25 protein-coding genes and 1 tRNA gene are annotated in these 24,637 nt (G+C 63.5%); 13 read left to right on the top strand and 13 right to left on the bottom strand.

The annotated features are described in order from the left end of the window. Nucleotides 1-160 precede the first annotated feature (160 nt). Together typA and SxD43FB_RS25095 are read left to right on the top strand one after the other, a co-directional pair. Entirely contained in the window at nt 161-1,981 is a 1,821-nt protein-coding gene (typA, locus tag SxD43FB_RS02340) for a translational GTPase TypA (protein WP_037473516.1), read from the top strand. Between the two features lie 103 nt (nt 1,982-2,084). Further along, nucleotides 2,085-2,249, top strand: coding sequence for a hypothetical protein (locus tag SxD43FB_RS25095; RefSeq protein WP_171899246.1), 165 nt, complete (start codon nt 2,085-2,087; stop codon nt 2,247-2,249). Between the two features lie 13 nt (nt 2,250-2,262). Here the strand turns inward: SxD43FB_RS25095 and SxD43FB_RS02335 are convergent, their stop codons facing one another. Beyond that, nucleotides 2,263-3,165 carry an intradiol ring-cleavage dioxygenase gene (locus tag SxD43FB_RS02335; RefSeq protein WP_343228832.1) on the bottom strand — a complete coding sequence of 301 codons (903 nt, stop codon included), beginning with the start codon at nt 3,163-3,165 and terminating at the stop codon, nt 2,263-2,265. Between the two features lie 66 nt (nt 3,166-3,231). After that, nucleotides 3,232-4,470, bottom strand: a complete 1,239-nt coding sequence (locus SxD43FB_RS02330; protein WP_096060827.1) for an MFS transporter — start codon at nt 4,468-4,470, stop codon at nt 3,232-3,234. A gap of 173 nt (nt 4,471-4,643) precedes the next feature. Between SxD43FB_RS02330 and SxD43FB_RS02325 the strand changes: the two genes are divergently transcribed. Both SxD43FB_RS02325 and SxD43FB_RS02320 read left to right on the top strand, forming a co-directional pair. Further along, nucleotides 4,644-5,969, top strand: a complete 1,326-nt coding sequence (locus SxD43FB_RS02325) for a NupC/NupG family nucleoside CNT transporter (protein ID WP_069065952.1) — start codon at nt 4,644-4,646, stop codon at nt 5,967-5,969. A 67-nt stretch (nt 5,970-6,036) separates the two neighbouring features. Next, nucleotides 6,037-7,098, top strand: a complete 1,062-nt coding sequence (locus SxD43FB_RS02320; RefSeq protein WP_096060826.1) for a DUF1176 domain-containing protein — start codon at nt 6,037-6,039, stop codon at nt 7,096-7,098. Nucleotides 7,099-7,220: 122 nt separating this feature from the next. Here the strand turns inward: SxD43FB_RS02320 and egtD are convergent, their stop codons facing one another. The 6 genes from egtD to gluQRS all read right to left on the bottom strand — a co-directional run bounded on the left by egtD (nt 7,221) and on the right by gluQRS (nt 12,325). Continuing rightward, the gene (gene egtD, locus SxD43FB_RS02315; protein WP_096060825.1) at nt 7,221-8,180 is read right to left on the bottom strand and encodes an L-histidine N(alpha)-methyltransferase; all 960 of its coding nucleotides are present in this window, start codon (nt 8,178-8,180) and stop codon (nt 7,221-7,223) included. 5 nt (nt 8,181-8,185) lie between these two features. Then, nucleotides 8,186-9,454 carry an ergothioneine biosynthesis protein EgtB gene (gene egtB, locus SxD43FB_RS02310; protein ID WP_037473328.1) on the bottom strand — a complete coding sequence of 423 codons (1,269 nt, stop codon included), beginning with the start codon at nt 9,452-9,454 and terminating at the stop codon, nt 8,186-8,188. Nucleotides 9,455-9,530: 76 nt separating this feature from the next. Continuing rightward, on the bottom strand, nt 9,531-10,382 hold the full coding sequence (locus SxD43FB_RS02305; protein ID WP_069066983.1) for a GGDEF domain-containing protein: 852 nt from the start codon (nt 10,380-10,382) through the stop codon (nt 9,531-9,533). A 128-nt stretch (nt 10,383-10,510) separates the two neighbouring features. Next, nucleotides 10,511-11,080, bottom strand: coding sequence for a cob(I)yrinic acid a,c-diamide adenosyltransferase (locus SxD43FB_RS02300; protein ID WP_096060824.1), 570 nt, complete (start codon nt 11,078-11,080; stop codon nt 10,511-10,513). A 6-nt stretch (nt 11,081-11,086) separates the two neighbouring features. Further along, nucleotides 11,087-11,323, bottom strand: coding sequence for a twin transmembrane helix small protein (locus tag SxD43FB_RS02295; protein ID WP_037473323.1), 237 nt, complete (start codon nt 11,321-11,323; stop codon nt 11,087-11,089). A 9-nt stretch (nt 11,324-11,332) separates the two neighbouring features. Further along, nucleotides 11,333-12,325, bottom strand: coding sequence for a tRNA glutamyl-Q(34) synthetase GluQRS (gluQRS, locus tag SxD43FB_RS02290; RefSeq protein WP_096060823.1), 993 nt, complete (start codon nt 12,323-12,325; stop codon nt 11,333-11,335). 94 nt (nt 12,326-12,419) lie between these two features. Here gluQRS and SxD43FB_RS02285 point away from each other — a divergent pair, with 94 nt between their 5' ends. Both SxD43FB_RS02285 and SxD43FB_RS02280 read left to right on the top strand, forming a co-directional pair. Next, nucleotides 12,420-12,986, top strand: a complete 567-nt coding sequence (locus tag SxD43FB_RS02285; protein WP_037473320.1) for an HNH endonuclease — start codon at nt 12,420-12,422, stop codon at nt 12,984-12,986. Next, nucleotides 12,983-13,252 (top strand): hypothetical protein, encoded by a 270-nt coding sequence (locus SxD43FB_RS02280; RefSeq protein ID WP_255245578.1) that lies wholly within the window; start codon nt 12,983-12,985, stop codon nt 13,250-13,252. The genes SxD43FB_RS02285 and SxD43FB_RS02280 overlap by 4 nt, the downstream gene beginning before the upstream one ends. Nucleotides 13,253-13,464: 212 nt before the next feature. On the opposite strand, the gene SxD43FB_RS02275 is transcribed toward SxD43FB_RS02280, so the two are convergent. Beyond that, a complete protein-coding gene (locus SxD43FB_RS02275; protein ID WP_069065957.1) occupies nt 13,465-14,199 on the bottom strand; it encodes a Crp/Fnr family transcriptional regulator in 735 nt (244 codons plus the stop codon). Between the two features lie 196 nt (nt 14,200-14,395). Here SxD43FB_RS02275 and murA point away from each other — a divergent pair, with 196 nt between their 5' ends. Both murA and SxD43FB_RS02260 read left to right on the top strand, forming a co-directional pair. After that, the gene (gene murA, locus SxD43FB_RS02265; RefSeq protein WP_069065958.1) at nt 14,396-15,679 is read left to right on the top strand and encodes a UDP-N-acetylglucosamine 1-carboxyvinyltransferase; all 1,284 of its coding nucleotides are present in this window, start codon (nt 14,396-14,398) and stop codon (nt 15,677-15,679) included. Next, the gene (locus SxD43FB_RS02260) at nt 15,672-17,198 is read left to right on the top strand and encodes a PAS domain-containing protein (protein WP_096060821.1); all 1,527 of its coding nucleotides are present in this window, start codon (nt 15,672-15,674) and stop codon (nt 17,196-17,198) included. The genes murA and SxD43FB_RS02260 overlap by 8 nt, the downstream gene beginning before the upstream one ends. Here SxD43FB_RS02260 and SxD43FB_RS02255 read toward each other — a convergent pair. From SxD43FB_RS02255 to SxD43FB_RS02245, 3 genes are all read right to left on the bottom strand, one after another. Further along, nucleotides 17,146-17,580, bottom strand: coding sequence for a response regulator (locus tag SxD43FB_RS02255; RefSeq protein WP_096060820.1), 435 nt, complete (start codon nt 17,578-17,580; stop codon nt 17,146-17,148). The genes SxD43FB_RS02260 and SxD43FB_RS02255 overlap by 53 nt on opposite strands. Before the next feature lie 100 nt (nt 17,581-17,680). Then, nucleotides 17,681-17,917, bottom strand: a complete 237-nt coding sequence (locus SxD43FB_RS02250) for a DUF2188 domain-containing protein (protein ID WP_176482653.1) — start codon at nt 17,915-17,917, stop codon at nt 17,681-17,683. After that, a complete protein-coding gene (locus SxD43FB_RS02245; RefSeq protein ID WP_096060819.1) occupies nt 17,914-18,531 on the bottom strand; it encodes a DNA-3-methyladenine glycosylase in 618 nt (205 codons plus the stop codon). The genes SxD43FB_RS02250 and SxD43FB_RS02245 overlap by 4 nt, the downstream gene beginning before the upstream one ends. Nucleotides 18,532-18,611: 80 nt before the next feature. On the opposite strand from SxD43FB_RS02245, the gene SxD43FB_RS02240 reads away from it, so the two are divergent. Next, a complete protein-coding gene (locus SxD43FB_RS02240; protein WP_096060818.1) occupies nt 18,612-18,929 on the top strand; it encodes a 2Fe-2S iron-sulfur cluster-binding protein in 318 nt (105 codons plus the stop codon). 76 nt (nt 18,930-19,005) lie between these two features. Here the strand turns inward: SxD43FB_RS02240 and SxD43FB_RS02235 are convergent, their stop codons facing one another. Further along, nucleotides 19,006-19,746 (bottom strand): RNA methyltransferase, encoded by a 741-nt coding sequence (locus SxD43FB_RS02235; RefSeq protein ID WP_096060986.1) that lies wholly within the window; start codon nt 19,744-19,746, stop codon nt 19,006-19,008. Nucleotides 19,747-19,851: 105 nt separating this feature from the next. On the opposite strand from SxD43FB_RS02235, the gene SxD43FB_RS02230 reads away from it, so the two are divergent. From SxD43FB_RS02230 to SxD43FB_RS02215, 4 genes are all read left to right on the top strand, one after another. Then, a tRNA-Tyr gene (locus SxD43FB_RS02230) sits at nt 19,852-19,938 on the top strand. A gap of 95 nt (nt 19,939-20,033) precedes the next feature. Beyond that, the gene (locus SxD43FB_RS02225) at nt 20,034-20,354 is read left to right on the top strand and encodes a multidrug efflux SMR transporter (RefSeq protein ID WP_096060817.1); all 321 of its coding nucleotides are present in this window, start codon (nt 20,034-20,036) and stop codon (nt 20,352-20,354) included. A 155-nt stretch (nt 20,355-20,509) separates the two neighbouring features. Further along, complete coding sequence (locus SxD43FB_RS02220) at nt 20,510-22,417, top strand: sensor domain-containing diguanylate cyclase (RefSeq protein ID WP_176482652.1); 1,908 nt, start codon at nt 20,510-20,512, stop codon at nt 22,415-22,417. Between the two features lie 366 nt (nt 22,418-22,783). Then, the gene (locus tag SxD43FB_RS02215; protein ID WP_096060815.1) at nt 22,784-24,637 is read left to right on the top strand and encodes an ABC-F family ATP-binding cassette domain-containing protein; all 1,854 of its coding nucleotides are present in this window, start codon (nt 22,784-22,786) and stop codon (nt 24,635-24,637) included.

Genomic DNA, 24,637 nt, shown 5'->3' with positions numbered 1-24,637 from the left:
TAGGAGCCGCGTCGCGCGATGGGAAGCACGAAGGCACTTGGCCTTTGGCTTGGCTGCGGCCCTGCTCTTGCCGCAACGCGTCATTTCCTGTAGGGGCGCGGCCGAAGCCTCTGCGTGACCTTGTGTCGGCGTGGGCCAACACATATCCCGAAGGCAAGACATGTCCCTGCGTAATATCGCCATCATCGCGCACGTCGATCACGGCAAAACAACCCTCGTCGACCAGCTTTTCCGCCAGTCCGGCACCTTCCGCGACAATCAGCGCGTCGAAGAGCGCGCGATGGACAGCAACGATCTCGAAAAAGAGCGCGGCATCACCATTCTCGCCAAGCCGACCTCGGTCGAGTGGGAAGGCACCCGCATCAACATCGTCGATACACCGGGCCACGCCGATTTCGGCGGCGAAGTCGAACGCATCCTCTCGATGGTCGATGGCGTCGTTCTGCTGGTCGATTCGTCCGAAGGCGCGATGCCGCAGACGAAGTTCGTGACCGGCAAGGCGCTGGCGCTGGGTTTGAAGCCCATCGTCGTCGTCAACAAGGTCGACCGCCCCGACGAGCGTATCCAGGAAGTGCTGGACGAAGTGTTCGACCTGTTCGTGTCGCTCGAAGCGACCGATGAGCAGCTCGATTTCCCCGTCCTCTATGCGTCGGGTCGCAATGGCTATGCCAATGAAGACCCCACGCTGCGGGCGGGCACGTTGAAGCCGCTGTTCCAAAAGATTGTCGATCACGTTCCCGCGCCCGCCGTGGAAGTCGATGGCGTGCCCTTCACCTTCCTGGTGACGTTGCTCGACCGCGACAACTTCCTTGGCCGCATCCTCACCGGCCGCGTGACCAGCGGTTCGGTCAAGGTGAACCAGGCAATCCACGCGCTCGACATGGACGGCACGGTCATTGAAACCGGTCGTGCGTCGAAGATCATGGCGTTCCATGGCCTTGACCGCGTCCCTGTTGACGAAGCCAAGGCAGGTGACATCATCTCGCTGGCGGGCCTCTCCGTCGCGACCGTCGCCAACACCATCTGCGACATCTCGGTCACCGAACCGATCCAGGCGCAGCCGATCGATCCGCCAACGCTCTCGATGCGCTTTGCCGTGAATGATTCGCCGATGGCCGGCCGCGAAGGCACCAAGGTCACCAGCCGCATGATCCGCGATCGCCTCGCTCGCGAAGCCGAATCGAATGTCGCCGTGAAGGTCACGGAGAGCGCCGACAAGGACAGTTTCGAAGTCGCCGGCCGCGGCGAATTGCAGCTTGGCGTGCTCATCGAAACGATGCGCCGCGAAGGCTTCGAACTCTCGATCAGCCGCCCGCGCGTGCTGTTCGGCACGGACGAGGACGGCAACAAGACCGAGCCTTATGAAACCGTCATGATCGACGTCGATGATGAATTTTCCGGCACGGTTGTCGAGAAGATGAACCTGCGCAAGGCGGAAATGACCGACATGCGTCCTTCGGGCGGTGGCAAGACCCGCATCACCTTCTCCGCGCCTTCGCGTGGCCTGATCGGCTATCATGGCGAATTCCTGTCCGACACGCGCGGCACCGGCATCATGAACCGCCTGTTCGAGAAATATGGCCCCCACAAGGGCACGATCGAAGGCCGCAAGAATGGCGTCCTCATCTCCAACGGGTCGGGCGAAGCCAATGCCTATGCGCTGGGTCCGCTTGAAGAACGCGGCATCCTGATGGTGGGCGTCGGCGAAGCGCTCTATGAAGGCATGATCATCGGCCAGAACGCCAAGCCCGACGATCTCGAAGTCAACCCGATGAAGTCCAAGGCGCTGACCAACTTCCGCGCGAGCGGCAAGGACGACGCCGTTCGCCTGACCCCGCCCTGGAAGCTGACGCTGGAACAGGCCATCGCCTATATCGATGATGATGAACTGGTCGAAGTCACGCCCAAGACGATCCGCCTGCGCAAGCGCTATCTGGATCCGAACGAGCGCAAGCGCATGAGCCGCTCGAAGGCAGCCTGACGATAATTCCTCCCCGTGCCGGGGAGGGGAACCATCGGCACAGCCGATGGTGGAGGGGGCGGGCGGCAACGCACCGCCCCCGATCTTTTTACAGGAGCCCCAAATGGCCGACCTCTATCTCAAGGCCCTCACCGCCGAACGCCGCGCGCTCTGGGCCGAATGCCGTCTCAAGGGGTTGGCCAAGGACACCCCCCAACGCCTGCGCATCGTCGAAATCGACGCCCTGCTGGCCGCGCACAAGGCCAAGCAGGACGCGAAGGGCGCCTGAGGCACCCTTGTGATCAGATAGCCAGCCCGACTGTCACCGACCCGGTAAAGCCGTTGGTGATGTCGCCGGTCATGGCGGGCGTCATCGCTGCGATCTGCTCTGCCGTGTTGTCGCCAAACACATTGTCATTGGCTGTCGTCGTGCTGGAGAAATTGCTTCTGCTGCTGGCATAGCCGCTTGTGGCGTAGATGGCGGTACAGGCCGCTGTCGGCATCGCCAATTGGGACGTCAGCACGCGATTGGCGTAGGTCGTCGCACGCGCTAGGCTGGGATAGACCTCGAAATGGATATGCGGGTATCGTCCAGCATAACATCCTGGAAAGATGCTGGTAAAAGTCACTTGTCCGTTGGCATCGGTCACGCCGACACCGCGCAGATAATTCTCGCCAGGGATATCGTATAGCGAATATTGGCCATCGCGCGTACAATGCCACAGATAGACTGCATAACCAGCCAACGGCGCACAACCGCTGTTCACATTCACGACAGTGATCGTCAATTGCATGTAAATCCCGGCAGCCGTGCCGGACGCCGTGCCGAAACTGGAGCGGATGTCGGCGCGAACGATGCCGTTGTCGTCCAGAGCGTTGACCACACTGCCATTGACGCTATTGGACCCATCAGCCGGATATGGTCCGTTGGTTTCGGTCGGATCGGCGATGCAGCTTTCGCTGGATGTGCTGGTCGTTCCGGTTGTCGATGTCGTCGTGGTGTTTGTGGTGGTTGTCGTCGAACTGGTCGTTTCCACCGAGCCGCTGGCGTCGCTGCCCCCGCAGGCGCTGACCATCGCTGCACCGCCCGCCGACAAAAGGAGCCGCAAAGTGCGCCGCCGACCGATTGCCTGGCGGGACAGAACGCTCATATGGCTCAGGTCATGGATCAGGCCGTGATCACGGGCATCTGCTATAGTCGTCACTCGTTTGCTCCTCACGCAAGCTTGGTCGGAACAGCAAACGTCGCGTCATGATGATTCCCGTCATGGCTAAGGCTTACCGTTCGCATAAGCCGGACGCGGCAGGCTCGCCAATGTCAGGCTGCTTGCCACCATCAGCGCGATGGTCAGCCACAGGAACGGGCCATAGCCCCCGGTCGCGTCATAGAGCGCCGAGGCCCCCAGCGGCCCGGTTGCGGTGCCGACCGACAAGGCCATCAGCAACCCGCCATAAAGCCCGCCAAAAGTCTTGAGCCCAAAATGCTGGGTGGTGAGATAGACGATCACGTCGACCTCCGCGCCCAATGTCAGCCCGATCATAGCGGCAGCCGCCGCCTGCGCGCGCCAGCTATCCCCGCCCATCAGCAACAGCAGGCAGCCGATGGCCGGCAGCAGAAAGACGACCGCCCCCACCATCGACCCGCGAAACCGGTCGAGCAGCAGCCCCGTCGCCAGCCGCCCGATCACCGAGAAGATACCCACCAGCGCCGCGATCCCCGCAGCCTCCATGCGCTCCGCGCCGCGATCGGTCAGGATGGGCACGAAATGCACGACCAGCGCGATGATGGTGAAGGTGAAGAGCAGGCTGGCGAGCAGCAGCCGATGATAGATGGAAGAGCGCACGCCTTCGCCCAGCGTCGCGCCCTCAAGCGCCGGCCGTTCTACCAGTGCGACTTTCGCCCGCCGGTCGTGCGCGCCACGAAAGAAGAGGAAGATCATCGGAAAGGCGATTGCAACCCAGATCGCCGCCTGGATCGGCGCCGCGGTCTGCCAGCCATGGCGCGCGATGAGCCAGCTACCCAGCAGCGGAAACAGGGCGGCGGCCAAAGAAGCGCCGCACAATGTCACCGCGAACGCCAGCCCCCGCGACGCGGCAAAGCGGGTCGCCACCGCACTGGTCCACACCGTCGCCTGCACCGGCAATGTCGCCAAGGCCAACAGACTCCACAGCATCAGCCACTGGGCCTTGTCCCCGGTCGCTGTCCCCAGCATGGCAAAGGCAGCACAGGTCAGGACCACACCGACCAGCCCGAACAGGCGCGGTCCCAGCCGGTCGACCATCAGCCCGATCGGCACCGAAAACAGCGCTTGCACCAATGTCGCCAGCGTCAGGCCGATGGTGGTTTGCGTCCGCGACCAGCCAAAGGATTGGCTGATCGGCTCGATATAGGGGCCAAGTCCATAGATATGGATGACGCTGGTGGCGTAGCCTAGCCCGGCCGCGATCGGCAGGATCGGCGCACGCCGCCATTCCGCCCCGGCCGTCATTGCTGCGCCTGTCTCTGCCATGGTCCTGCCTCTCCCGCTTCGCGTCCGTTGTTGCGGCGCATGATGCCAAGCAATTGGAAGAAAAACCATAGTATCTCATTTATTATGATCCGCGCACACGGCAAAGCGGCTGGCCATGCCGCTGCCCCGCTCATATAGTCGCGCCTGATTGTCCTCCCCCGCGAAAGCGCTTCATGCATCTTCTTATCGGCCTAGCCGGCATCCTGCTCATTCTTGCCGTTGCCCTCGCCCTCTCGTCCGACCGCCGCGCCATCAAGCCGCGCGTCGTCGGCGCGGCCTTTCTGTTGCAGGCGGGGATCGCCCTGCTGGTCCTCTATGTGCCTGCCGGTCGCGCCATCATCGGCGGCATGTCGAAGGGCGTGTCGAACCTGCTGGGCTATGCGCAGGCGGGCACCGACTTCATCTTCGGCCCGCTCGCCAGCCCGGAGATCGGCGGCGCCAGCTTCGCCATCGCCGCGCTTCCGGTCATCATCTTCTTCGCCAGCCTGGTGTCGATCCTCTATTATCTGGGCGTGATGCAGTTCATCGTCCGCTGGGTTGGCGGCGCGATCGAAGCCGTGACGGGCGTGTCGAAGGTCGAAAGCCTGTGCGCCGCCGCCAACATCTTCGTGGGACAAAGCGAAAGCCCGCTGGTGATCCGCCCCTATCTGGCCGCACTTACCCCCTCGCAACTCTTCACCGTGATGACCAGCGGCATGGCCGGGGTCGCGGGCACGATCCTGGCGGCTTATGCCTCCATGGGCATCCGCATCGACTATCTGCTCGCCGCCAGCTTCATGGCCGCCCCCGGCGGGTTGCTGATGGCCAAGATCATGATGCCCGACCCGCGTGTGCCGGTGCAGGGCGAATTGCCGCTCGGCGACACGCCCGACGTGCCTTTGCCCGAAACGCGGATCAGCGGCGTCGGCCCGGCCGCGCTACTCCCTGAAGGCACGCCGGGCGAACCCATGCCGGTCGCCAGCCATGACGAGGAAAAGCCCGCCAACCTCATCATGGCCGCGGCCCAAGGCGCACAGACCGGGGTGAAGCTCGCCGTCGCGGTCGGCGCGATGGTGCTGGCCTTCGTCGCGCTGGTGGCGCTCGCCAACGGCATATTGGGCGGCATCGGTGCCTGGTTCGGCTATCCTGATCTGAGCTTCCAGATGCTGCTGGGCTATGTCTTCTCGCCGATCATGTATCTGCTCAACATCCCTTGGGAAGAAGCGCAGGTTGCAGGCGGCCTGTTCGGGACGAAGGTCGTGCTCAACGAATTCGTCGCCTATATCAACCTCGGCCAGGTGCAGGGCGCGCTGTCGCCTGCGACCATTGCCATCGTTACTTTCGCGCTATGCGGTTTCGCCAATTTCAGCTCGATCGCGATCCAGATGGCGGTGACCGGCAACCTCGCGCCCAATCAGCGTCCAATGATCGCGCGGCTGGGGCTGAAGGCGCTGGTCGCAGGCAGCCTCGCCAACCTCATGAGCGCCGCGCTGGCCGGACTGATGCTCAGCCTGCGCTGATGTCTGCATTTTCGTTTGGTTAACGAAACTACTACCGCTCATCCTATAAATACGCTATGGTTAAGCCATGGGGGAAAAGACACTTTTCGCAATCGCGTTACCAATCATGCTGGGATCGGCAACCGTTCTGGCTCAGGCACCGACTGTGCAGGCACCAAAGCCGGGCGCGCTCGAAACCTATAAGGACTGGACCATTGGCTGCGACAATCGCAACCGATGCGAGGCGGTCGCGCTGATGCCCGAAGGCGCAGATTGGCCGGAGGTTCCGCTGATGATCGGCGTCGCGCGGGAGGCGGGGCCGGATGCAGCGACCGAAGTCTGGATCAGCCGCGAGAGCAAGGGCGTGGCGAATGTCAGCTTCCTGGTCGATGGCCGCACGGTGGCAACCGCGCGCGCCCGCGATGGCGAGGCAAAGGTCCGGGGACCGCAGGCCTCCGCCCTGGCCATTGCCATGGCGCGCGGCACCACGATGGACGTCCGCGCCGGAAACCGGTCATGGGGAACGCCTTCGCTCGCCGGATCAGGCGCTGCGTTGCGCTACATGGACGCGCGGCAGGGCAGGGCGGGCACGATGACCGCGCTCGTCGCAACTGGTCCCATGGGCGTGATGGCGGTCAAGCCTGCACCCACACCCCCGGTTATCCGCCGCGCACCAGTGCCCAGCGGTACAGCGCCAGCGCCGCTCTGGCGCGAGGAACTGGCCAAACTCGTGGCATTTACGGGTTGCGCCGGTGAAATGCGCAGTGACCAGACGCCGGAACTGCACCGCCTTAGCAAGACCGAAACCTTGATCCTCGTGCCCTGTGGATCGGGGGCCTATAATTTCACCTCGGTTCCGGTCATCGCCACCGGCATCGCCGGTCGTCGCACCTTCCGCTTCGCGCCCTTCGACGCCGCGCCCGGCTGGCTCAGCGATGACAAGCATCCCACCTTGGTCAATGTCGGCTGGACCCCGGAAAAATCCCGCCTCGACAGCTTCGCCAAGGGCCGCGGCATCGGCGACTGCGGCGGTAGCGAAGCCTATGTCTGGGACGGCACCCGTTTTCGTCTGGTCGAAGCGACCAGCATGGGCGAATGCCGTGGCGTCTGGCACTGGATTCCGACCTGGACGGCCCAAGTCGCGGACTAAGACAGCCTCTTGTCTACAGCGCTATCGCGCGCGCCAATCACTCGTCCGTTCGGGCTGAGCCTGTCGAAGCCTTTTCCTTCTCCTGCCAGATATCCGGTCTTTTTCCGCTGTGGCGTCGTCCCCTACGCCGCACGCGCCAGCATCAACGAAAACAGCCCGTCTGCATCGGTCCATTCACGCACCGGCTCCCAGCCACCCGACCGCAGCAGCAGCCGCCCGTCGCGCACGCCATATTTATGGCTGCTTTCGGTGTGGATGGTTTCGCCCTGCGCCATGCGGAAGCTCTCTCCCGCGACATGGAAATGCAGCGGCCGTATCGCCTCCAGATGCATTTCGACCCGCGCCTTGTCATCGTTCCAGATCGCGCGATGGGCAAAGCCGTCGATCGGCGTGTCGCCCTCCAACTCGCGGTTGATCCGGGTGAGCAGGTTCAGGTTGAACGCCGCCGTCACTCCCGCCGCATCGTCATAGGCCGCGATCAGCCGGTCGCGATCCTTGATCCGGTCCATGCCGATCAGCAGCATCGCCTCATCGCCCAGCAGGCGGCGCATCGCGCGCAGCAGGTCGACCGCCGCATCCGGCTCCATATTGCCGATGGTCGATCCGGGGAAGAAACCCAGCCGGGGCATGGCCTCGATCGCATCGGGCAATGTCAGCGGCCGGTTGAAATCCCCTTCCACCGGAATCACCGGCAGGTCGGGAAAGGCCTGCGCCAAGGTCGCACTGCTCGCCCGCAGGAAATCGCCGCTAATGTCGATCGGCACATAGGCTCCCGGCGCGATCGCGCGCAGCAGGTGCGGCGTCTTGCGCGAACTGCCCGCGCCAAACTCCACCACCGCGCGGCCTTCGCCCACCGCGTCGGCAAAATCTGCACCATGATTCTCCAGCAGCGCCGTTTCGGTGCGCGTGGGATAATATTCGGGCAGGTCGGTGATCGCCTCGAACAATTCCGACCCATGCCGGTCATAGAACCAGATGGGCGGCGTCGCCTTGGGGCTGCGCGACAGACCTTCGATGATGTCGCGGCGAAAGGCCGGGTCGACCGCATGGGCTACGGTCGGAGCGTCGTCTGTCAGCAGCATGGTCGTTACAGATCCTTCGCCAGTCGCAGCCCGGTGAACTGCCAGCGTTGATGGGGGTAAAAGAAGTTGCGGTAGCTCGCCCGCACATGGCCGCGCGGCGTGGCGCAGCTACCGCCCTTCAGCACGAACTGGCCCGACATGAACTTGCCATTATATTCACCGACCGCGCCCGGTGCCGCGCGAAAGCCGGGATGCGGGCGATAGGCGCTGCCGGTCCATTCCCACACATCGCCGAACATCTGCGTCAGCGACGCGGTGGCATCGGCGGGGTGGGGACGGGGGCAGGCGGCATCATCCAGCAGATTGCCCGACGTCGGCGCGATATTCTGCGCCGCACTTTCCCATTCCGCCTCGGTCGGCAGCCGCGCGCCTGCCCAACTGGCATAGGCATCGGCTTCATACAGGCTGATATGCGTCACCGGCGCGGCCGGATTGACCGGCTGGCGGCCATCGAGGCCAAAGCGGGTCCAGCCCTGTTCGCCCTGCGCCCAATAGGCTGGCGCATCGACGCTTTCCGCTTGCACCCAGGCCCAGCCATCGGCCAGCCAATGCGCCGCCGTGCGATAACCGCCATCCTCGATGAAGGCGATCCATTCGCCATTGGTGATCGGCCGGTGCCCCAGCGCATGGGGATGGAGCAGTGCCTTGTGCCGTGGTCCCTCGCAATCGAAGGCGAACCCGCCCCGGCCCTCGTCGCCAATCTCGACCAGCCCCTCGCGCCCTTCAATCCAGTGCAGGGCGTCGGGCAGGTCCATGGAGGCAGCAGCGGGTCCGGCGAACAGCGCGGGCTCCATCGGATTGAGCGAAAACAGATGCAGCAGGTCGGTCAGCATCAATTCCTGATGCTGCTGCTCATGATGCAGCCCCAGCGTCACCAGCGTCCTAGCCTCGCGCGACAGCATGGGGATCGCCGCCAGTAGCGCCGCATCGACATGCGCGCGATAGTCGCTTATCTCGTCCAGCGACGGCCGGGTCAGCATCCCCCGCATCGGCCGCGCATGGCGCGCGCCTTCGGCTTCATAATAGCTGTTGAACAGGAAGGCGTAGCGCGGATCGAACGGCTGATAGCCCGGCACATGATCGCGCAAAACGAAGGTTTCGAAGAACCAGGTGCCATGCGCCAGATGCCATTTGGCCGGAGACGCATCGGGCATCGACTGGACCGTCGCATCGGCATCGGACAGGGGAAGCCCAAGCGCCTGTGTCAGCGCCCGCACCTCGCGATAGCGCGACATCAGCGCATCCCTGTCCAACTCGGTCCAGCTTCTGGCCATGCCTGCCCCTTACGCTATGCTCGCATGATGATGGAGCAAAAAGCGCATGACTGCCCTTTAGGGTTCCCCTCCTTTTTCAGCAGCAGACCGGTTGAGCGGCGCGGCACACCCGGTCGCGGCCCTGTTGCTTGGCATCGTAGAGCGCCTGATCCGCGCTCGCGATCGTCTCGTCGATCGGTGTCCCCTGCCAGCGCGCGACACCGGCGGAAAAGCTGATTGCGCGGCCATTGACCTGGCCGATCGGATCGTCGCGCATCTGGGTGGCGATCCGCGACAGCGACCAGCAGGCCTCATCCTCGATACAGTCGGGGAAGAAGACCATGAACTCCTCGCCGCCCCAGCGCGCGACATGATCGACCCGGCGCAGCTGCGCCGCCAGCCGTTGCGCAAAGGCCGCCAGTACCCGGTCGCCCTCGTCATGGCCCATCCGGTCGTTGACCTGCTTGAAATGATCGATGTCGATGATCGCCACGCACCCCTTGCGCCGCGCCTGCGGCAGCATGTCGATCTGCATCAGGAAGCCGCGCCGGTTGGCGATGCCGGTCAGCGGGTCTTCATGCGCGGCGACGTTCAAATCCTGCATCTGCGTGCGGGTGACATGGGCGGCGCGATGCACCCCGGCATAGAGCGTCTGGATGACATCGCCGACCTGGGGCAGGGGCGTGGGGTCGCTATCCTGCCCTTGCAATGTCTGCGCCAGCGCATGGATGGGATTGAGCAACGCCCCGATCCCGTACAACGCAATGCCGGTGCCGATCACCGTCGCCAGCGTCAGCAGCACGAACTCGGCCAGCGCCAGCCGCCCGGTGGCCAGCCCCCAGGCCATATAGCCGAGCAGCGGCAAATGGGTGGCGACGAAGCAGAGGGTGAACAGCCGGAGCCTGAGCGAGCGGGGGAAAATGAAGGAGGTCGCGAGGTAGAAATGCATATCAGCCCAGTCATGATTATAGACCGGGCGGAAAATCGTCGGCGCGTCTAAACGCATCCTGAAGAAACAGGGTTAACGCGCGTCTCTGCGTTCAACTGTGCCACGCATGAGTCGAGCGACCCGACCGCTCAGCGCGATGCGCCCGGCACCCATTTGACATCACGCGCGCCATTGTCGTTCAGGCGGCGTGCCATGACGAATAGCAGGTCGGACAGACGGTTGAGATAGATCAGCGCCTGCACGTTCAGCGTCACATCGACCGCCGCCGCCGTCGCGCTGCGCTCGGCCCGCCGCGTGATCGCGCGCGCCAGATGCACCGCCGCCGCTGCCGCCGATCCGCCGGGCAGCACGAAGCTGTCGAGCGGGGCCAATTCGGCGTTCATCGCATCGATCTGCTGCTCCAGTCGCTCGACCTGGCTTTCGATGATCCGCAAGGCCCAGGGCGGGTCGCCCGCATCGGTGATCGGCGTCGCCAGATCGGCCCCCAGGTCGAACAGATCATTCTGGATCATCGTCAACCACGCCGCTTCGGGCGCATCGCCGATCGCCAGCACGGCCAAGCCAATGGCGCTATTGACCTCATCCACATCGCCCACCGCCTGCATGCGCGGCGCATATTTGGGCAGGCGCGTACCGTCGGCAAGGCCGGTGGTCCCCGCATCACCGGTGCGGGTGTAAATCTTGTTCAGCTTGACCATGTACTCTTACCCGTTGCCCTTCATCAGCAGCAGGAGCGCGACGATCACGATCGCGATGGCCTGAAACAGCACGCGGTTCATCATCGCCTTATTCTGCTTCAACCGCGATGGACCGGGACCGCTGCCTTCGGGCGCGTTCAATTCTTCCTTCGTCGTCTGAAGAAAGCTGATGATGCCACGGATCAGCGCGAACAGCGTCGCGGCCATGGCAAGGATGAGGGCGATGACGAGGACAATGTTCATGAATGCAATCTAGGCGCTTGCCAGCCTGATTCCAACCGGAAAGCGTCTGCCTCTTAGGGCAGCCGCAAGTTCCGCGGGATCGACGCCCTGCGCGCGCAGATCGGCAAGCGCGATCGACCCGTCCCGCTTGGCCAGCCGCCTGCCATCCGGCCCGACCAGCAGCGGATGGTGGCAATAGGCAGGGGAGGGCAGGCCAAGCAACGCCTGCAACAGCCGATGAATATCTGTCGCCCCTTTCAGATCATCGCCGCGCAGCACATGGCTCACCCCCATCGCCGCATCGTCCAGCGTGCAGGACAGATGATAGCTCGCCGGCGCATCCTTGCGCGCCAGCACGACATCGCCATGCGCCAGCGGATCGGCGGAATGCAGCGTCTCCCCCTTGTTATCGTCATCCCCGCGAAGGCGGGGATCCATCTCCCAACCTTGCGTCAATTCGATTCCGTCGCAGATGGGTTCCCGCTTTCGCGGGAATGACGAGGTAGAGAAAGCAAGCGCCCGCCACCTTACTGCCCCAACCCGCGTCACCGCCGTCGCCATGTCGATCCGCCACGCATGCGCGTCCCCCGCCGCGATCCGCCGCGCCCGTTCATCGCCATTCAACCCCCGACACGTCCCAGGATAGACCGGGCCCTCCGGCCCATGCGGCGCGGTCAAACTCGCCTGAATATCCGCCCGCGTGCAGAAACAGGGATAGAGCAGCCCCATGTCCCGCAACCGATCCAGCGCCGCCTCATACGCCGCCAGCCGCTGCGACTGGAACACAACATTCCCATCCCACGCCACGCCCAGCCAGGTCAGATCCTCTATGATCCCGGCCACATGCTCCGCCCGGCTGCGCGTCCCGTCAATATCCTCGATCCGCAGGCGAAAAGCGCCTCCCGCCGCCCGCGCCATGTCCATGGCCAGCAACGCCGACCAGCCATGGCCGACATGCAGCCGCCCGGTCGGGCTGGGGGCAAAGCGGGTCACCATATGCGGTAGGGCGTTCGTATCGGTCATACAGGCTCTTGACGGACGATATTGGTTGATGCTGTCATGCGGATGTCATGTTGCTGGTTAATCAGCGGCGTCGGCAAGGGGGTAGAAGGTTTCTATGTACCATCCCGACCTTATACGGCACCCGGAAAACTGCCCGGCGCTCGTGCTCAATGCGGATTACACCCCGCTCAGCTATTATCCGCTGAGCCTTTGGCCGTGGCAAACCGCGATCAAGGCTGTGTTCCTCGACCGCGTGGACATCATCGCCAGCTATGAGCGGCAGGTGCATAGCCCCAGCCTGGACATGAAAATCCCGTCGGTCATCGCACTCAAACAATATGTGCGCCCGTCCGAACATCCCGCCTTCACGCGCTTCAACCTGTTCCTGCGCGACAAGTTCGCCTGCCAATATTGCGGCGTCAGCACGGACCTGACCTTCGACCATGTCGTGCCGCGCCGCGCGGGCGGACGCACAACCTGGGAAAATGTCGCCACCGCCTGTTCGCCTTGCAACCTCAAAAAGGGCGGGCGCACGCCAAAGCAAGCGGGCATGCGCCTCCATGTCGAACCGATCCGGCCGACGACCTGGCAATTGCAGGAACATGGCCGTGCCTTCCCGCCCGGCTATCTGCACGACAGCTGGCGCGACTGGCTCTATTGGGATGTCGAGCTGCTGGCATGATGCGGGCGTTGCGGCTTGCCTTGGCCGTGCCGCTGCTTGGGCCTGGCCCGCTCGCCGCGCAGGAGGACCATAGCGGCCTGACCCGCGCCAAATATGTGCAAAACTGCCTGATGTGCCATAATCGCGCCGCGCCCGAAGGCCTGTCGCCCGACATCCTCGCCCGCCTTGCGCCGCAACCCGACCTCAAGCCAGCACTCGCCATGCCCGGCGTCACCTGCTGGCGCCGCTGCGACCGCTGTTTCGCGCCCGCGCCACGGCAGAAATAGTACGTTAAGCCCTTCAAATAACACCGTTCGTCCTGAGTAGCCCCTTCGACTGCCTGCTAGGGCAGGCGCTCAGGACAGGCATTGAGCGAAGTCGAAATGGCGTATCGAAGGATCATGCGCAGCCGCCAGATGCTTCGATATGAGCCTTCGACAGGCTCAGGCTCTACTCAGCACGAACGGAAATGAAGAGCACCTGCATCAAGATCAGATCGCTATCCGACCGGCAACCAGTCCAGGTCCATATCCTTCTGCCGATTGGTATAATGGCCGATCTCTTCCAGCCGGGGCAGGTCGCGCAGCGTGATGCGGCCGTTGGACCGGCTGATCAGCCCTTCTTCCTCCATTTGCCGGATCATGCGGTTCACATGCACCGATGTCAGGCCGATCGAATCGCCGATTTCCTCCTGCGTCAGCTTCAGGTCGAAACTGTCGGTGACGGCATCGTCGGTAACGCGGATGCGGTCGAACATGTCGAGCAGGAAGGAGGCGACGCGCGCCTTGGCCGATGTCCGCCCCAGCGATGCGAGCCGGTCGGTCATCGCCACCCGCTCCGCATTGGACAGCAGGAACAGCAACGCTGCCACACGCGGCGATTCATCGAGCAGTCGACGCAGCGCATGCTTGTCGAACGGACAGATAATCGCGTCGGTCAGCGCGATCAGCGATTCGGGCGCGCGGCTATAGATGGTGCTAGCCGACCCGATGAAGTCGCCCGGAAAATAGACGCGCAATATCTGACGGCTGCCGTCGGGCATGATGACGAAGCTCATCATCCGGCCTTCGCGCAGCACGAACAATTCCGTCACCGTATCATTGACACGCTGAACCATCGCCCCGCGCTTTACCTTGCGGGGGTTTTCCTCCAACCGTGCCAGTGCCGTCTTTTCCGCGTCCGACAGCGGCACCTGTTTGGCCAGCCTTGCGGCGAAACAACTCGTTGCCACCAATAACACCTTCTTCCAATTCTCGTTACGATGGCAGAACGCCTCAAGCGCCTTTTGGCTGCATTTGCGCCCGTCGCACTAAACTCGATCAAGCTGGCGACGATTGTTGCCGTTATATTGCGCGCACGCCGCGCACAGGTGACGAATGCTACGGCGTCCGCCTTGCGCGGCGCGCATTTGCCGCTATTAACCCTGTCCGATGGACCGCATTGATATTCGCGGCGGCAACGCTCTGAACGGCCGCCTTCCCATTTCCGGCGCGAAAAATGCGGCTTTGACGCTGCTGCCCTGCGCCTTGTTGACCGACGAGCCGGTAACGCTGCGCAATCTGCCGCGCCTGGCCGATGTCGACAGCTTCGGCCACTTGCTGAACCAGCTGGGCGTCTCGACCATGATCGAGGGCGCGAGGCCGGAGGATTTCGGCCGCGTCCTCACCATGCGCGCGGGTCGCGTCACTTCGACCGAAGCGCCCTATGACATCGTGCGCAAGATGCGCGCGTCGATCCTGGTGCTTGGTCCCTTGCTTGCCCGTGCAGGCGAAGCGCGGGTCTCGCTGCCGGGTGGCTGCGCCATCGGCAACCGGCCGATCGATCTGCATCTGAAAGCGCTCGAAGCCTTTGGCGCGGTGCTTGAAATCACGGCAGGCTATGTCCGCGCCAGCGTGCCCGATGGCGGCCTGCCCGGCGGCCACTTCACCTTTCCGGTGGTGTCGGTCGGCGCGACCGAAAATGCGCTGATGGCCGCCTCGCTCGCCAAGGGCACCTGCATCCTCGACAATGCCGCGCGCGAACCGGAAATCGTCGATCTGTGCAACCTGCTGATCGCCATGGGTGCCGATATCGAAGGCGTCGGCACAGACCGGCTGGTGATCCACGGCCGCGAACGGCTGCATGGCGCGACCTATAGCGTGATGCCCGACCGGATCGAAGCGGGCAGCTATGCCTGCGCCGTCGCCATCGCCGGGGGCTCGCTCGATCTCGCCGGGGCCAATGAAAACGACATGCACGCCATCATCGTCGCGCTGCGCGAGGCCGGGGTGCAGGTCGATCCCTATAAGGGCGGCATTCGCGTCGCCTCGGACGGCAAGCTGCGCCCGCTCACCCTTTCGACCGCGCCTTTTCCGGCTTTCCCGACCGACATGCAGGCGCAGTTCATGGCGATGCTGACCATGGCCGATGGCGCATCGGTGCTGACCGAAACCATCTTCGAAAATCGCTACATGCATGTGCCCGAACTGGCGCGCATGGGGGCCGACATCGCCGTCAACGGCCGCACCGCCGTCGTGCGCGGCGTGCCCCGCCTCGTTGGTGCGCCCGTAATGGCGACCGACCTGCGCGCCTCGATGAGCCTCATTCTCGCGGGCCTCGCCGCCGAAGGCGAAACCCAGGTCAACCGCGTCTATCATCTCGATCGCGGCTATGAACGGCTCGAAGAAAAATTGTCCGCCGTCGGCGCGGATATCGAACGGGTCAGCGATGGCTGAGGGCCGCGGCCTGGAGACGGATCGTGCCGCGCTGCTCGCGCTCTACGATCTGGACGCCGGTGGTTTCCGCAATCTGGACGAGATCACCGATTTCGCGGCAACGCTGTGCGACGCGCCGATCGCCTTGGTCAGCATCGTTGAGGATGTGCGCCAGCGCTTCCTGGCCCGTACCGGGCTGGACGCGGAGGAAACCCCGCGCGACGTCTCCTTCTGCGCTCACGCTATGCTGGGGTCGGAGATTTTCGTCGTCCCCGACGCGACCCAGAATCACCGCTTCGCCGACAATCTGCTGGTCACTGGCCCGCCGCATATCCGCTTCTACGCCGGCGCACCGCTGGTCGGGGCCGATGGCGTGCCGCTCGGCGCGCTATGCGTCATCGACACCAAGCCGCGCGCCGACCTGACGTCGATGCAGCGCCAGGGCATGGTCCTGCTCGCCCGGCAGGTGATGGTCGAACTGGAGGGGCGTCGCCGCGACCGCGACATCATCACCTTCCAGAATGAAAGCGCGGCGGCGCTCGCCACCAGCGATCGCATGTTCCACACGCTGGCCGACACCATGCCGCAAATGGTCTGGTCGACGCTGCCCGATGGCTTTCACGATTATTATAACGCGCGCTGGTATGAATATACCGGCACGCCTGCCGGCTCGACCGATGGCGACGGGTGGAGCGGCGTCTTCCACCCCGACGATCAGGAGCGCGCCTGGGGCCGCTGGCGCACCAGCCTCGTCACCGGCGAACCCTATGAGATCGAATATCGCCTGCGTCACCATAGCGGCGAATATCGCTGGACGCTGGGCCGCGCCTTGCCGATCCGCGATGCCGAAGGCACGATCACCCGCTGGATCGGCACCTGCACCGACATTCACGAACAGAAATTGATGATGGAAGAGCGCGAGATGATCGCGCACGAACTCTCCCATCGGATCAAGAACATCTTTTCGGTCATCGCTGGCCTCATTGGCCTGTCCGCGCGCCAGCATCCGCAGATCGGCGATGTCGCCGACGACTTGCGCGACCGCATCCTCGCCCTGGGTCGCGCGCATGATTTCGTACGCCCGCACAGCGCCGAATCCGCGCCGCAGCCGGGGCAGGGGGTCGGCAGCCTGTCGGGCATCCTCAAGCAAATCTTCGCGCCCTATCGCGGCACGGACGGCTCGCGCATCCGCCTGTCGGGCGACGATGCCGCGATCGACGACCGTTCCGCGACGCCTCTCGCGCTGCTCTTCCACGAACTCGCCACCAACGCCGCCAAATATGGCGCGCTCTCCGTGCCGGACGGGCGCGTCCATCTCGCGGTGAGTGCCGAAGGCGACGATATCCGCATCGACTGGCGCGAAGAGGGCGGGCCGAGCGTGGCGCCTTCCAGCACCGACGGGTTCGGCAGCCGCCTGATGACGCTCAGCGTCGAACGGCAACTGGGTGGTAGAATCGAGCGCGAATGGCGCTCGGAGGGCCTTGCGATCAGCCTCTCGATTCCGCGCCGTTCGATGAGTCGGACGGCAGGAAAGGAATAAAGCCCGCAATATCGGCGGCGCAGGGTTCCGGCGTATCCTCTGCCGCCAGTTGCAACGCCGCCACGATGCTATGAGCGCGAAACGGCTTAGTGATGACGCCCAGCGCCGCCACCGAAGCCGGGCCGATCTGGGCGGGATTGGCGGTCACATAGATGACCCGCACGCCATGATGCAGCGCCAATTCCATGCCGATCGCCGGACCCGTCGGCCCATCGCGCAGGTTCAGATCGACGAGCGCGATGTCGCACGAATCGGCGCAGGCGAGCGCCGCATCCCGGTCGGCCGCGATCGCGCCGACGTCGAATCCGGCGTCCTCGACGATCTGCTCGATTTCCAGCGCGACGAATATCTCGTCCTCGACGATTAGAACCTTCTTGCTCATTCCCATTTCCATATAATCTGGATCAACGGAATGTCCCGCACCGTGGTTCAGTTCCCCCGCTGGCGGATAAAGCCTTGAAAACTACACTATTGGACAGGGCTTACGCCGCCTCGCTGGTCCACAGCGTTTCGAATTCCGTCCCCTTCATCAACAGCACCGACGCCGGATAACCGCCCTCGCTTGCCTGCCGCGCCGTCGCCGTCGCGCTCTCGACCGCCGCCTCTTGGGTCGCGAACGGGCCATAATAGTTGTTGTTCAGATTGATCTTCCACGCGCCATCATGGTGCAGGACAATGTAGCGGGCATGCGGCAGTTTGGGGGGCAGGGTCTTGGTCATAATACCTCGATGTTATAATGGTGCCAGGCCATGATCGCCGCCGCGCCGCGATGCGGTCGCCAGGCGTCTGCCAAAGCGCGGGTCGCTTTCTCGCTCGGCCGTTCGGGCAATCCCAATATCCGTCCCGTCTCGATCTGCACGGCCAGATCCCCCGCCGGCCAGATATCGGGCCGCCCTTCTGCAAACAACAGATAGATTTCCGCCGACCAGCGCCCGATCCCCTTGATCCGCACCAGTTGCGCGATCGCGTCCTCGTCATCGGCGGGCAAAGCGTGGAGGTCCAGCGCGCCCGAAACCACCATCTCGGCCAGGCTCCGCGCATAGCCCTGCTTCTGCCGCGACAGCCCGCACGCCCGCAACGCATCATAGTCGCGCGCCAGCAGCACGTCGGGCGCACAGCCTTCGCCCAGTTCCGCCTCCAGCTTGCGCCACACCGCACCTGCCGACGCGACGCTGACCTGCTGCCCGACGATCGTGCGCAGCAATGTCTCATAGCCCGGCTCCCGCACCCGCGGTTCAGGATAGCCCGCCCGCGCCAGCGCCGCGGCGAACCCCGGCTCGATGGCGGCGATCGCGTCCAGGCTGTCGCGCAACTGCTGCGCCGTCGTCACCATGATGTTTCCCTCAGCAGCGCTTGATTTCCGGCCGTCCCTCCGTCAGAGCAGCGGAGATAATTTCCTAGGGGACTGGATAGATGCCGAAACTGATCGTGGTCAACCGTGCGGGCGAAGAACAGGCTGTCGAGGGCGACAATGGCCTGTCGGTGATGGAAGTCATCCGCGACAACGGCTTTGACGAATTGCTGGCCCTGTGCGGCGGCTGCTGCTCCTGCGCCACCTGCCATATCTATGTCGATCCCGACTTCGCCGATGTGCTGCCTGCGATGACCGAGGACGAAAACGACCTGCTCGACAGCTCCGACCACCGCAACGACACCAGCCGCCTGTCCTGCCAGGTCGTGCTGAGCGACGCGCTCGACGGCCTGCGCGTCACCATCGCCCCCGAAGACTGATCTCAAAAAATCCTCCCCTGCAAGGGGAGACGGAGGGGTGTCACCCTATCAAGTGGGCGACACCCTTTCCTTTCTTCTACCGACTCGCCGCCGCATAGAGCGCGATCGCCGCTGCATTGGAGACGTTCAAACTCTCCATCCGCGGGCTGATCGGCAGCTTCGCCAATATGTCGCAATGCGCCATGCTGTTGTGCCGCAAGCCTTCGCCCTCGGCCCCCAGCACCAGCGCCACGCGCGATTCGCCGATCGCCTCGCCCAGCACCGTGTCCGCATCGCCATCCAGGCCGATGCGCCAATAGCCTGCCTCGGCAATCTCATCGAGCGCGCGCGCCAGGTTCACCACCCGCACCCACGGCATGATCTCCAGCGCGCCCGACGCCGCGCGCGCCAACACGCCCGATTCGGGCGGCGCATGCCGGTCCTGCGTGACGATGCACAGCGCGTCGAACGCCGCCGCCGACCGCAGGATTGCGCCGACATTATGCGGGTCCGTCACCTGGTCCAGCACCAGGATCGGGCGCTTGTCGTCGCGCCCCTGTTCCAGCACTTCGTCCAGCCAGACATCGTCCAGCGGTTCGACTTCGGCGACGATGCCCTGATGCGGCGCGTCCGACGGGACCATCCGGCCCATGTCGGCGACGTCGGCATAGACGATCGGCAGCACCGGGGGCAGGTCGAGCGGGGCCAGCGCTTCGCGCGTGCCCCATATCTTGCGCACGATGCGATTGGGGTTGGCGAGAGCCGCAATAACGGCGTGACGCCCATAGAAGCGCGGGAAGGCGCCCTTGGGCTTGGCGGAGCGATGACCTCTTTTCATGATTGCGCTCATTTCACATCCACCCATTGACAGGCAAGCCTCGTTTCGCCATTGAGCCGCCTCCGGCGCGATGAAAGGCAGTTTTCTGTCATCGCACAGGGTACTGGACAGGTGGCCGAGTGGTTAAAGGCAGCAGACTGTAAATCTGCCGGGCTACGCCCTACGTTGGTTCGAACCCAACCCTGTCCACCACCCTTGCGCGTTGCGCCCCGGCGTGCGGCCTCTTCCGGGTTTCCGGCTGGCGCGCTCTCCCACCGAGCCCGCTGAGAGACGAAAGGGAAGCGCCCATGGCGTGGCTTATCCTCGGCATCGCCGTGTTCACCGAAATCTGCTGGGCCTTGAGCCTCAAATGGGCCGCAGGGGTCGCCACCTGGCAGGCGTCGATCGTGCCGATCGCGCTCAGCTTCCTCAACATGGGCCTCCTCGCCCTCGCCATGCGCGGCATCCCCGCCGGCACCGCCTATGCCGTCTGGACCGGCCTTGGCGCCGTCGGCGTCATCATCGGCGGCATCCTCTTCTTCGGCGACCGCGTGAACGGCGTGCAGATAGGCTTCATGGCGCTGATCGTCGTGGGCGTCGTGGGGACGAAGTTTTTCGCGAGTGCGTGAGGGAGGGGCGAGATAGCGCCAATTTCCGCCATTCTGGCACTGTTGCGCGGCTCTCATGACCGAACATCTCTCCGATCGTCTATCACCGATCCCGCCCCGCGATCGCCCGACATAGTTTATGCGTTGTTTACCTGGGCATGACAAAACAGAGCGTCATGAAGATATTTGCTGCCGGTAAAATGTCTGTCTCTACAAGGGCAGCTGTCACGCTTTCGCTCGTGATCGGATTATTGTTTTTAGTTTCGGGCATGGCTGCATATTTCGATATAAAGCGCCAAGCCCTGGACGAGGCGCTGATCCGGCTCGATGGCCAGAACAGGCAAGTGGCGGAACTTCAGGAGGGTCGGTTCACACGGCTCAGCGCAGCGCATGAACATGCCAAACAGCTATTGTTGGCAGAACTTGCTGAAGGTCCAAGCCCCGATGACGCGCGTAACCTCGACACACTTTTTCCGCGTGATCGTCGCGGGGGACGGCGAAGTTCGGACCTGCTATTCGACGGTGGCCGGACACCATTCGGTTATGTGCGTGGTGTGGGCGCCTATATCGGGACGGAACCGGATGCGAACCAGCGAGCGCTCATTCTCCGTGCCACACGGGTGGCGCACGCAGTCGGAGAAGGCATTCGCCCTGACCTAAAAAGTCTCTATTTCTTCACTCCGGACAATACGCTCATCATGTTCGCACCGGATCGTGAGGACAAGCTCGGCTTCTACCGGAAGAAAGCTCCCGGCAACCTTGATTTCCAACAGGAAACGTTCGCAAAGATCAGCACGGCTGCGTTGAATCCATCGCGACGGACACGATGTACACCTCTCGTGCATATCCTATACGATACATCCGGTCGAACTTGGACGACGGGCTGCATGACCCCTGTCGATTGGAACGGGCGACACATTGGTACCTGGGGCACGAGCCTTCTGCTCAATGATTTGCTGTCGGCCGATGAGTTGAATGGGCTTCACGCAACGGATACCGTACTCGTATCGGCCGAAGGAATGCTCATCCGGCATCCACGCTACACGCTTCAGAGCGAAGCGGGGTCGGAACAATTGTTGGACCTTAAACAGACGCGCGATCCGCAGCTTCAAGCCCTGTGGCAGTTCATTCGCAGCAATGCCGGCAAGACATTTTTGGGCCATGCGCCAAGGTTGGCCGCGCATGTATCGATGCGCACGATCAAAACGCCCGGTTGGTATGTGCTCACCATCCAAAATGAGGACGTGATACAAGCAGGCGCACTGCGTGCCGTTGCGCGCGTAGCCATAACGGCGTTTCTTTGCCTTTTGCTCCAGGGCATCGCTATCAGCCTGCTGATTCGACGCTATGTCGGAAGGCCGCTTGCGCGTCTGACCGAACGGACAAGAATATTGACCCGACGCTTCCAGTCCGACGTCGATTCTCCCGCAAGCGCGAGGCCAGAGCTCGACGAAGTGGAACAACTTGGCCACGACTTCGACGACATGGCGGAAAAACTCACGCGCGCCCATCTCAACCTGGAGCAGCAAGTCGCACAACGGACGGACGAGTTGCATCGCGCCAACGTTGAACTCAGCCGATTGGCCGACTGCGATACTCTCACCGGCGCCCCGAACCGCCGACGGATATTATATGATGTGGAAGAAAAGTTGGCGCTGCGGAACGCGCGCCGACTGTACATGCTCGTAATCGATATTGATCACTTCAAGCGCGTGAACGACACCTATGGCCATCTCGTTGGTGATCGAATCTTGACCGAGATAGCCCAGGACGCGCGATCGCTTTTGCGAGATAAGGATTTGTTTGGCCGGATCGGCGGCGAGGAGTTCATGGCGCTGATCGAGACCAGCGGTCCAGAAGAAGCAATCATCGTGGCTGAAAGACTTCGGTCTGGCATCGGCAAGACGAAACGAATATTCGCAGATGGGGCCGCTGGACAAATGACTGTCAGCATCGGAATCGCTAATGCGCACGGCAGATTGTCGTTCGCGCAATTATATGCAGCCGCCGATGCAGCGCTGTACAAGGCAAAACACCGGGGGCGTGATCAGTGCGTAATTGAAGAAGCAGACACTGTGAATTGAGCGTCGATCGGTTAAACCATCTCGGCCAGTGGTCGGCTGCGGTTGGCATCGTGGCATGGCAGCCAACCTAAGACCGTTGCTCCAAACCGCACATTCGCCGGTCGGCTTATTCCCCTGTCCTACATCCCCCCTATCATGCCATACTCTAAGCCGCTCTTTCTCCCCGTCAACTTCCCCCTCCCTGCGGCTCCCCCTCCGCACACCCACCCACTTCGCAAAAATTCTCCTATTGCGAAATCCGCGCCACCCGTCTGTCCCCACGCTTTTGCGTCGGCCACGACACTGTATACTTCGCAACCGCCCGCGCCCTTGCAAAACGCCGCTTCCTGCCTTTGCTGCACCGCACACCCATGCTAGGGGCGCGCCATGCTTAATCTGAATGCCATCACCGTGCGCCTGGGCGGCCGCATCATCCTTGACCGTGCCGCCGCCGCGCTGCCGCCCCGGTCGCGCGTCGGCCTCATCGGCCGCAATGGCGCTGGCAAGTCCACGCTGATGAAGGTGATGATCGGTCAGCTCGACCCGGACGAGGGCAGTTGCGACATGCCGCGCGACACGCGCCTTGGCTATATCGCGCAGGAGGCGCCGTCGGGCACCGCGACCCCGTTCGAAACCGTGCTGGAGGCGGACAAGGAACGCGCCGCGCTGATGGAAGAGGCCGAACATACGCAAGACCCCGATCGCCTCGGCCATATCTATGAGCGGCTGACGACGATCGACGCTTACACCGCGCCCGCCCGCGCCGCCCGCATCCTGGTGGGCCTTGGCTTTGACGAGGAAATGCAGGGCCGCCCGCTCGACAGCTATTCGGGCGGCTGGAAGATGCGCGTGGCGCTCGCCTCGCTGCTCTTTTCCAACCCCGACCTGCTGCTGCTCGACGAGCCCTCGAACCATCTCGATCTCGAAGCGACGCTCTGGCTCGAAAATTTCCTCAAAGCCTATCGCGGCACCGTGGTCATCATCAGCCATGAACGCGACCTGCTCAACAATGTGGTCGATTATATCCTCCATCTCGAAGGCGGGAAGGTCACCCTCTATCCCGGCGGCTATGATGCCTTCGAACGGCAGCGCGCCGAACGGCTGGCCCAGCTCGAATCGGCCCGCACCAAGCAGCAGGCCGAGCGCGAAAAGCTCCAGGAATATGTCGCCCGCAACTCCGCCCGTGCCTCGACCGCGAAACAGGCCCAGTCCCGTGCCAAGGCGCTGGCCCGGATGCAGCCGATCGCCGCCGCCATCGAAGATCCGACGCTGCATTTCGGTTTCCCCAGCCCCGCCGAACTGCGCCCGCCGCTCATCACCATGGACATGGCCTCGGTCGGCTATGGCGACACGCCGATCTTGAAGCGCATCAACATGCGCATCGACCCGGATGACCGGATCGCGCTGCTGGGCCGCAACGGTAATGGCAAGACGACGCTGGCCCGCCTCATCGCCGCGCAACTCGCGCCGATGGAAGGCGAAATGGCGTCCAGCCCCAAGATGAATGTCGGCTATTTCACCCAATATCAGGTGGAGGAGCTGGACGTCACCGACACGCCGCTCGAACATATGACCCGTGTCATGAAGGGCGCGACCCCCGGTGCGGTGCGCGCGCAACTGGGCCGCTTCGGCTTTTCCGGCGAGCGCGCGGTGCAGAAGGTCGGCTCCATGTCCGGCGGCGAGCGCGCCCGCCTGGCGCTGGCGCTCATCACCCGCGACGCCCCGCACATGCTGATCCTCGACGAGCCGACCAACCATCTCGACGTCGACAGCCGCGAAGCGCTGGTCCAGGCACTCAATGATTATTCGGGCGCCGTGGTGATCGTCAGCCATGACCGCCACATGATCGAACTGGTCGCCGACCGGCTGGTGCTGGTCGATAACGGCACCGCCCAGCCGTTCGACGGCAGCCTTGATGATTATACCGACATCATCCTGCGCAAGGCCGACGGCAACAGCAGCAGCGGCGACGCGCCCAAGGTCGATCGCAAGGCCGACAAGAAAGCCGCCGCAGAGTGGCGCGAAAAGCAGAAGCTGCTCAAGAATGCCGTCAACAAGGCCGAACGCGAAATGGCTGCGCTCACCGCCGAACGCACCCGCATCGACGCCGCGCTCGCCAACCCCGCCAAAGCAACGGCCAAGACCAGCGACCTGATGGTCCAGCGCGCCGCAATCGAAAAGAAACTCGCCGCCGCCGAGGAAGTGTGGATGGAAGCGGGCGCCGCGCTGGAAGCGGGCTGA

Source organism: Sphingobium sp. D43FB (genome assembly GCF_002312805.1).
GTDB lineage: Bacteria > Pseudomonadota > Alphaproteobacteria > Sphingomonadales > Sphingomonadaceae > Sphingobium.
This window is presented reverse-complemented; position numbering and strand designations above follow the sequence as displayed.

What these genes read in the sequence shown, in the direction of transcription:
- SxD43FB_RS02235 (WP_096060986.1), bottom strand. Translation starts at nt 19,746, where the DNA reads ATGAAAAGAGGTCATCGCTCCGCCAAGCCCAAGGGCGCCTTCCCGCGC.
- SxD43FB_RS02245 (WP_096060819.1), bottom strand. Translation starts at nt 18,531, where the DNA reads ATGGTGACGACGGCGCAGCAGTTGCGCGACAGCCTGGACGCGATCGCC.
- egtB (WP_037473328.1), bottom strand. Translation starts at nt 9,454, where the DNA reads ATGGCCAGAAGCTGGACCGAGTTGGACAGGGATGCGCTGATGTCGCGC.
- SxD43FB_RS02285 (WP_037473320.1), top strand. Translation starts at nt 12,420, where the DNA reads ATGTACCATCCCGACCTTATACGGCACCCGGAAAACTGCCCGGCGCTC.
- SxD43FB_RS02240 (WP_096060818.1), top strand. Translation starts at nt 18,612, where the DNA reads ATGCCGAAACTGATCGTGGTCAACCGTGCGGGCGAAGAACAGGCTGTC.
- SxD43FB_RS02300 (WP_096060824.1), bottom strand. Translation starts at nt 11,080, where the DNA reads ATGGTCAAGCTGAACAAGATTTACACCCGCACCGGTGATGCGGGGACC.
- murA (WP_069065958.1), top strand. Translation starts at nt 14,396, where the DNA reads ATGGACCGCATTGATATTCGCGGCGGCAACGCTCTGAACGGCCGCCTT.
- SxD43FB_RS02320 (WP_096060826.1), top strand. Translation starts at nt 6,037, where the DNA reads ATGGGGGAAAAGACACTTTTCGCAATCGCGTTACCAATCATGCTGGGA.
- SxD43FB_RS02225 (WP_096060817.1), top strand. Translation starts at nt 20,034, where the DNA reads ATGGCGTGGCTTATCCTCGGCATCGCCGTGTTCACCGAAATCTGCTGG.
- SxD43FB_RS02215 (WP_096060815.1), top strand. Translation starts at nt 22,784, where the DNA reads ATGCTTAATCTGAATGCCATCACCGTGCGCCTGGGCGGCCGCATCATC.
- typA (WP_037473516.1), top strand. Translation starts at nt 161, where the DNA reads ATGTCCCTGCGTAATATCGCCATCATCGCGCACGTCGATCACGGCAAA.
- SxD43FB_RS02295 (WP_037473323.1), bottom strand. Translation starts at nt 11,323, where the DNA reads ATGAACATTGTCCTCGTCATCGCCCTCATCCTTGCCATGGCCGCGACG.
- SxD43FB_RS02305 (WP_069066983.1), bottom strand. Translation starts at nt 10,382, where the DNA reads ATGCATTTCTACCTCGCGACCTCCTTCATTTTCCCCCGCTCGCTCAGG.
- SxD43FB_RS02220 (WP_176482652.1), top strand. Translation starts at nt 20,510, where the DNA reads ATGAAGATATTTGCTGCCGGTAAAATGTCTGTCTCTACAAGGGCAGCT.
- SxD43FB_RS02280 (WP_255245578.1), top strand. Translation starts at nt 12,983, where the DNA reads ATGATGCGGGCGTTGCGGCTTGCCTTGGCCGTGCCGCTGCTTGGGCCT.
- SxD43FB_RS02250 (WP_176482653.1), bottom strand. Translation starts at nt 17,917, where the DNA reads ATGACCAAGACCCTGCCCCCCAAACTGCCGCATGCCCGCTACATTGTC.
- SxD43FB_RS02325 (WP_069065952.1), top strand. Translation starts at nt 4,644, where the DNA reads ATGCATCTTCTTATCGGCCTAGCCGGCATCCTGCTCATTCTTGCCGTT.
- SxD43FB_RS02330 (WP_096060827.1), bottom strand. Translation starts at nt 4,470, where the DNA reads ATGGCAGAGACAGGCGCAGCAATGACGGCCGGGGCGGAATGGCGGCGT.
- SxD43FB_RS02255 (WP_096060820.1), bottom strand. Translation starts at nt 17,580, where the DNA reads ATGAGCAAGAAGGTTCTAATCGTCGAGGACGAGATATTCGTCGCGCTG.
- gluQRS (WP_096060823.1), bottom strand. Translation starts at nt 12,325, where the DNA reads ATGACCGATACGAACGCCCTACCGCATATGGTGACCCGCTTTGCCCCC.
- SxD43FB_RS25095 (WP_171899246.1), top strand. Translation starts at nt 2,085, where the DNA reads ATGGCCGACCTCTATCTCAAGGCCCTCACCGCCGAACGCCGCGCGCTC.
- egtD (WP_096060825.1), bottom strand. Translation starts at nt 8,180, where the DNA reads ATGCTGCTGACAGACGACGCTCCGACCGTAGCCCATGCGGTCGACCCG.
- SxD43FB_RS02260 (WP_096060821.1), top strand. Translation starts at nt 15,672, where the DNA reads ATGGCTGAGGGCCGCGGCCTGGAGACGGATCGTGCCGCGCTGCTCGCG.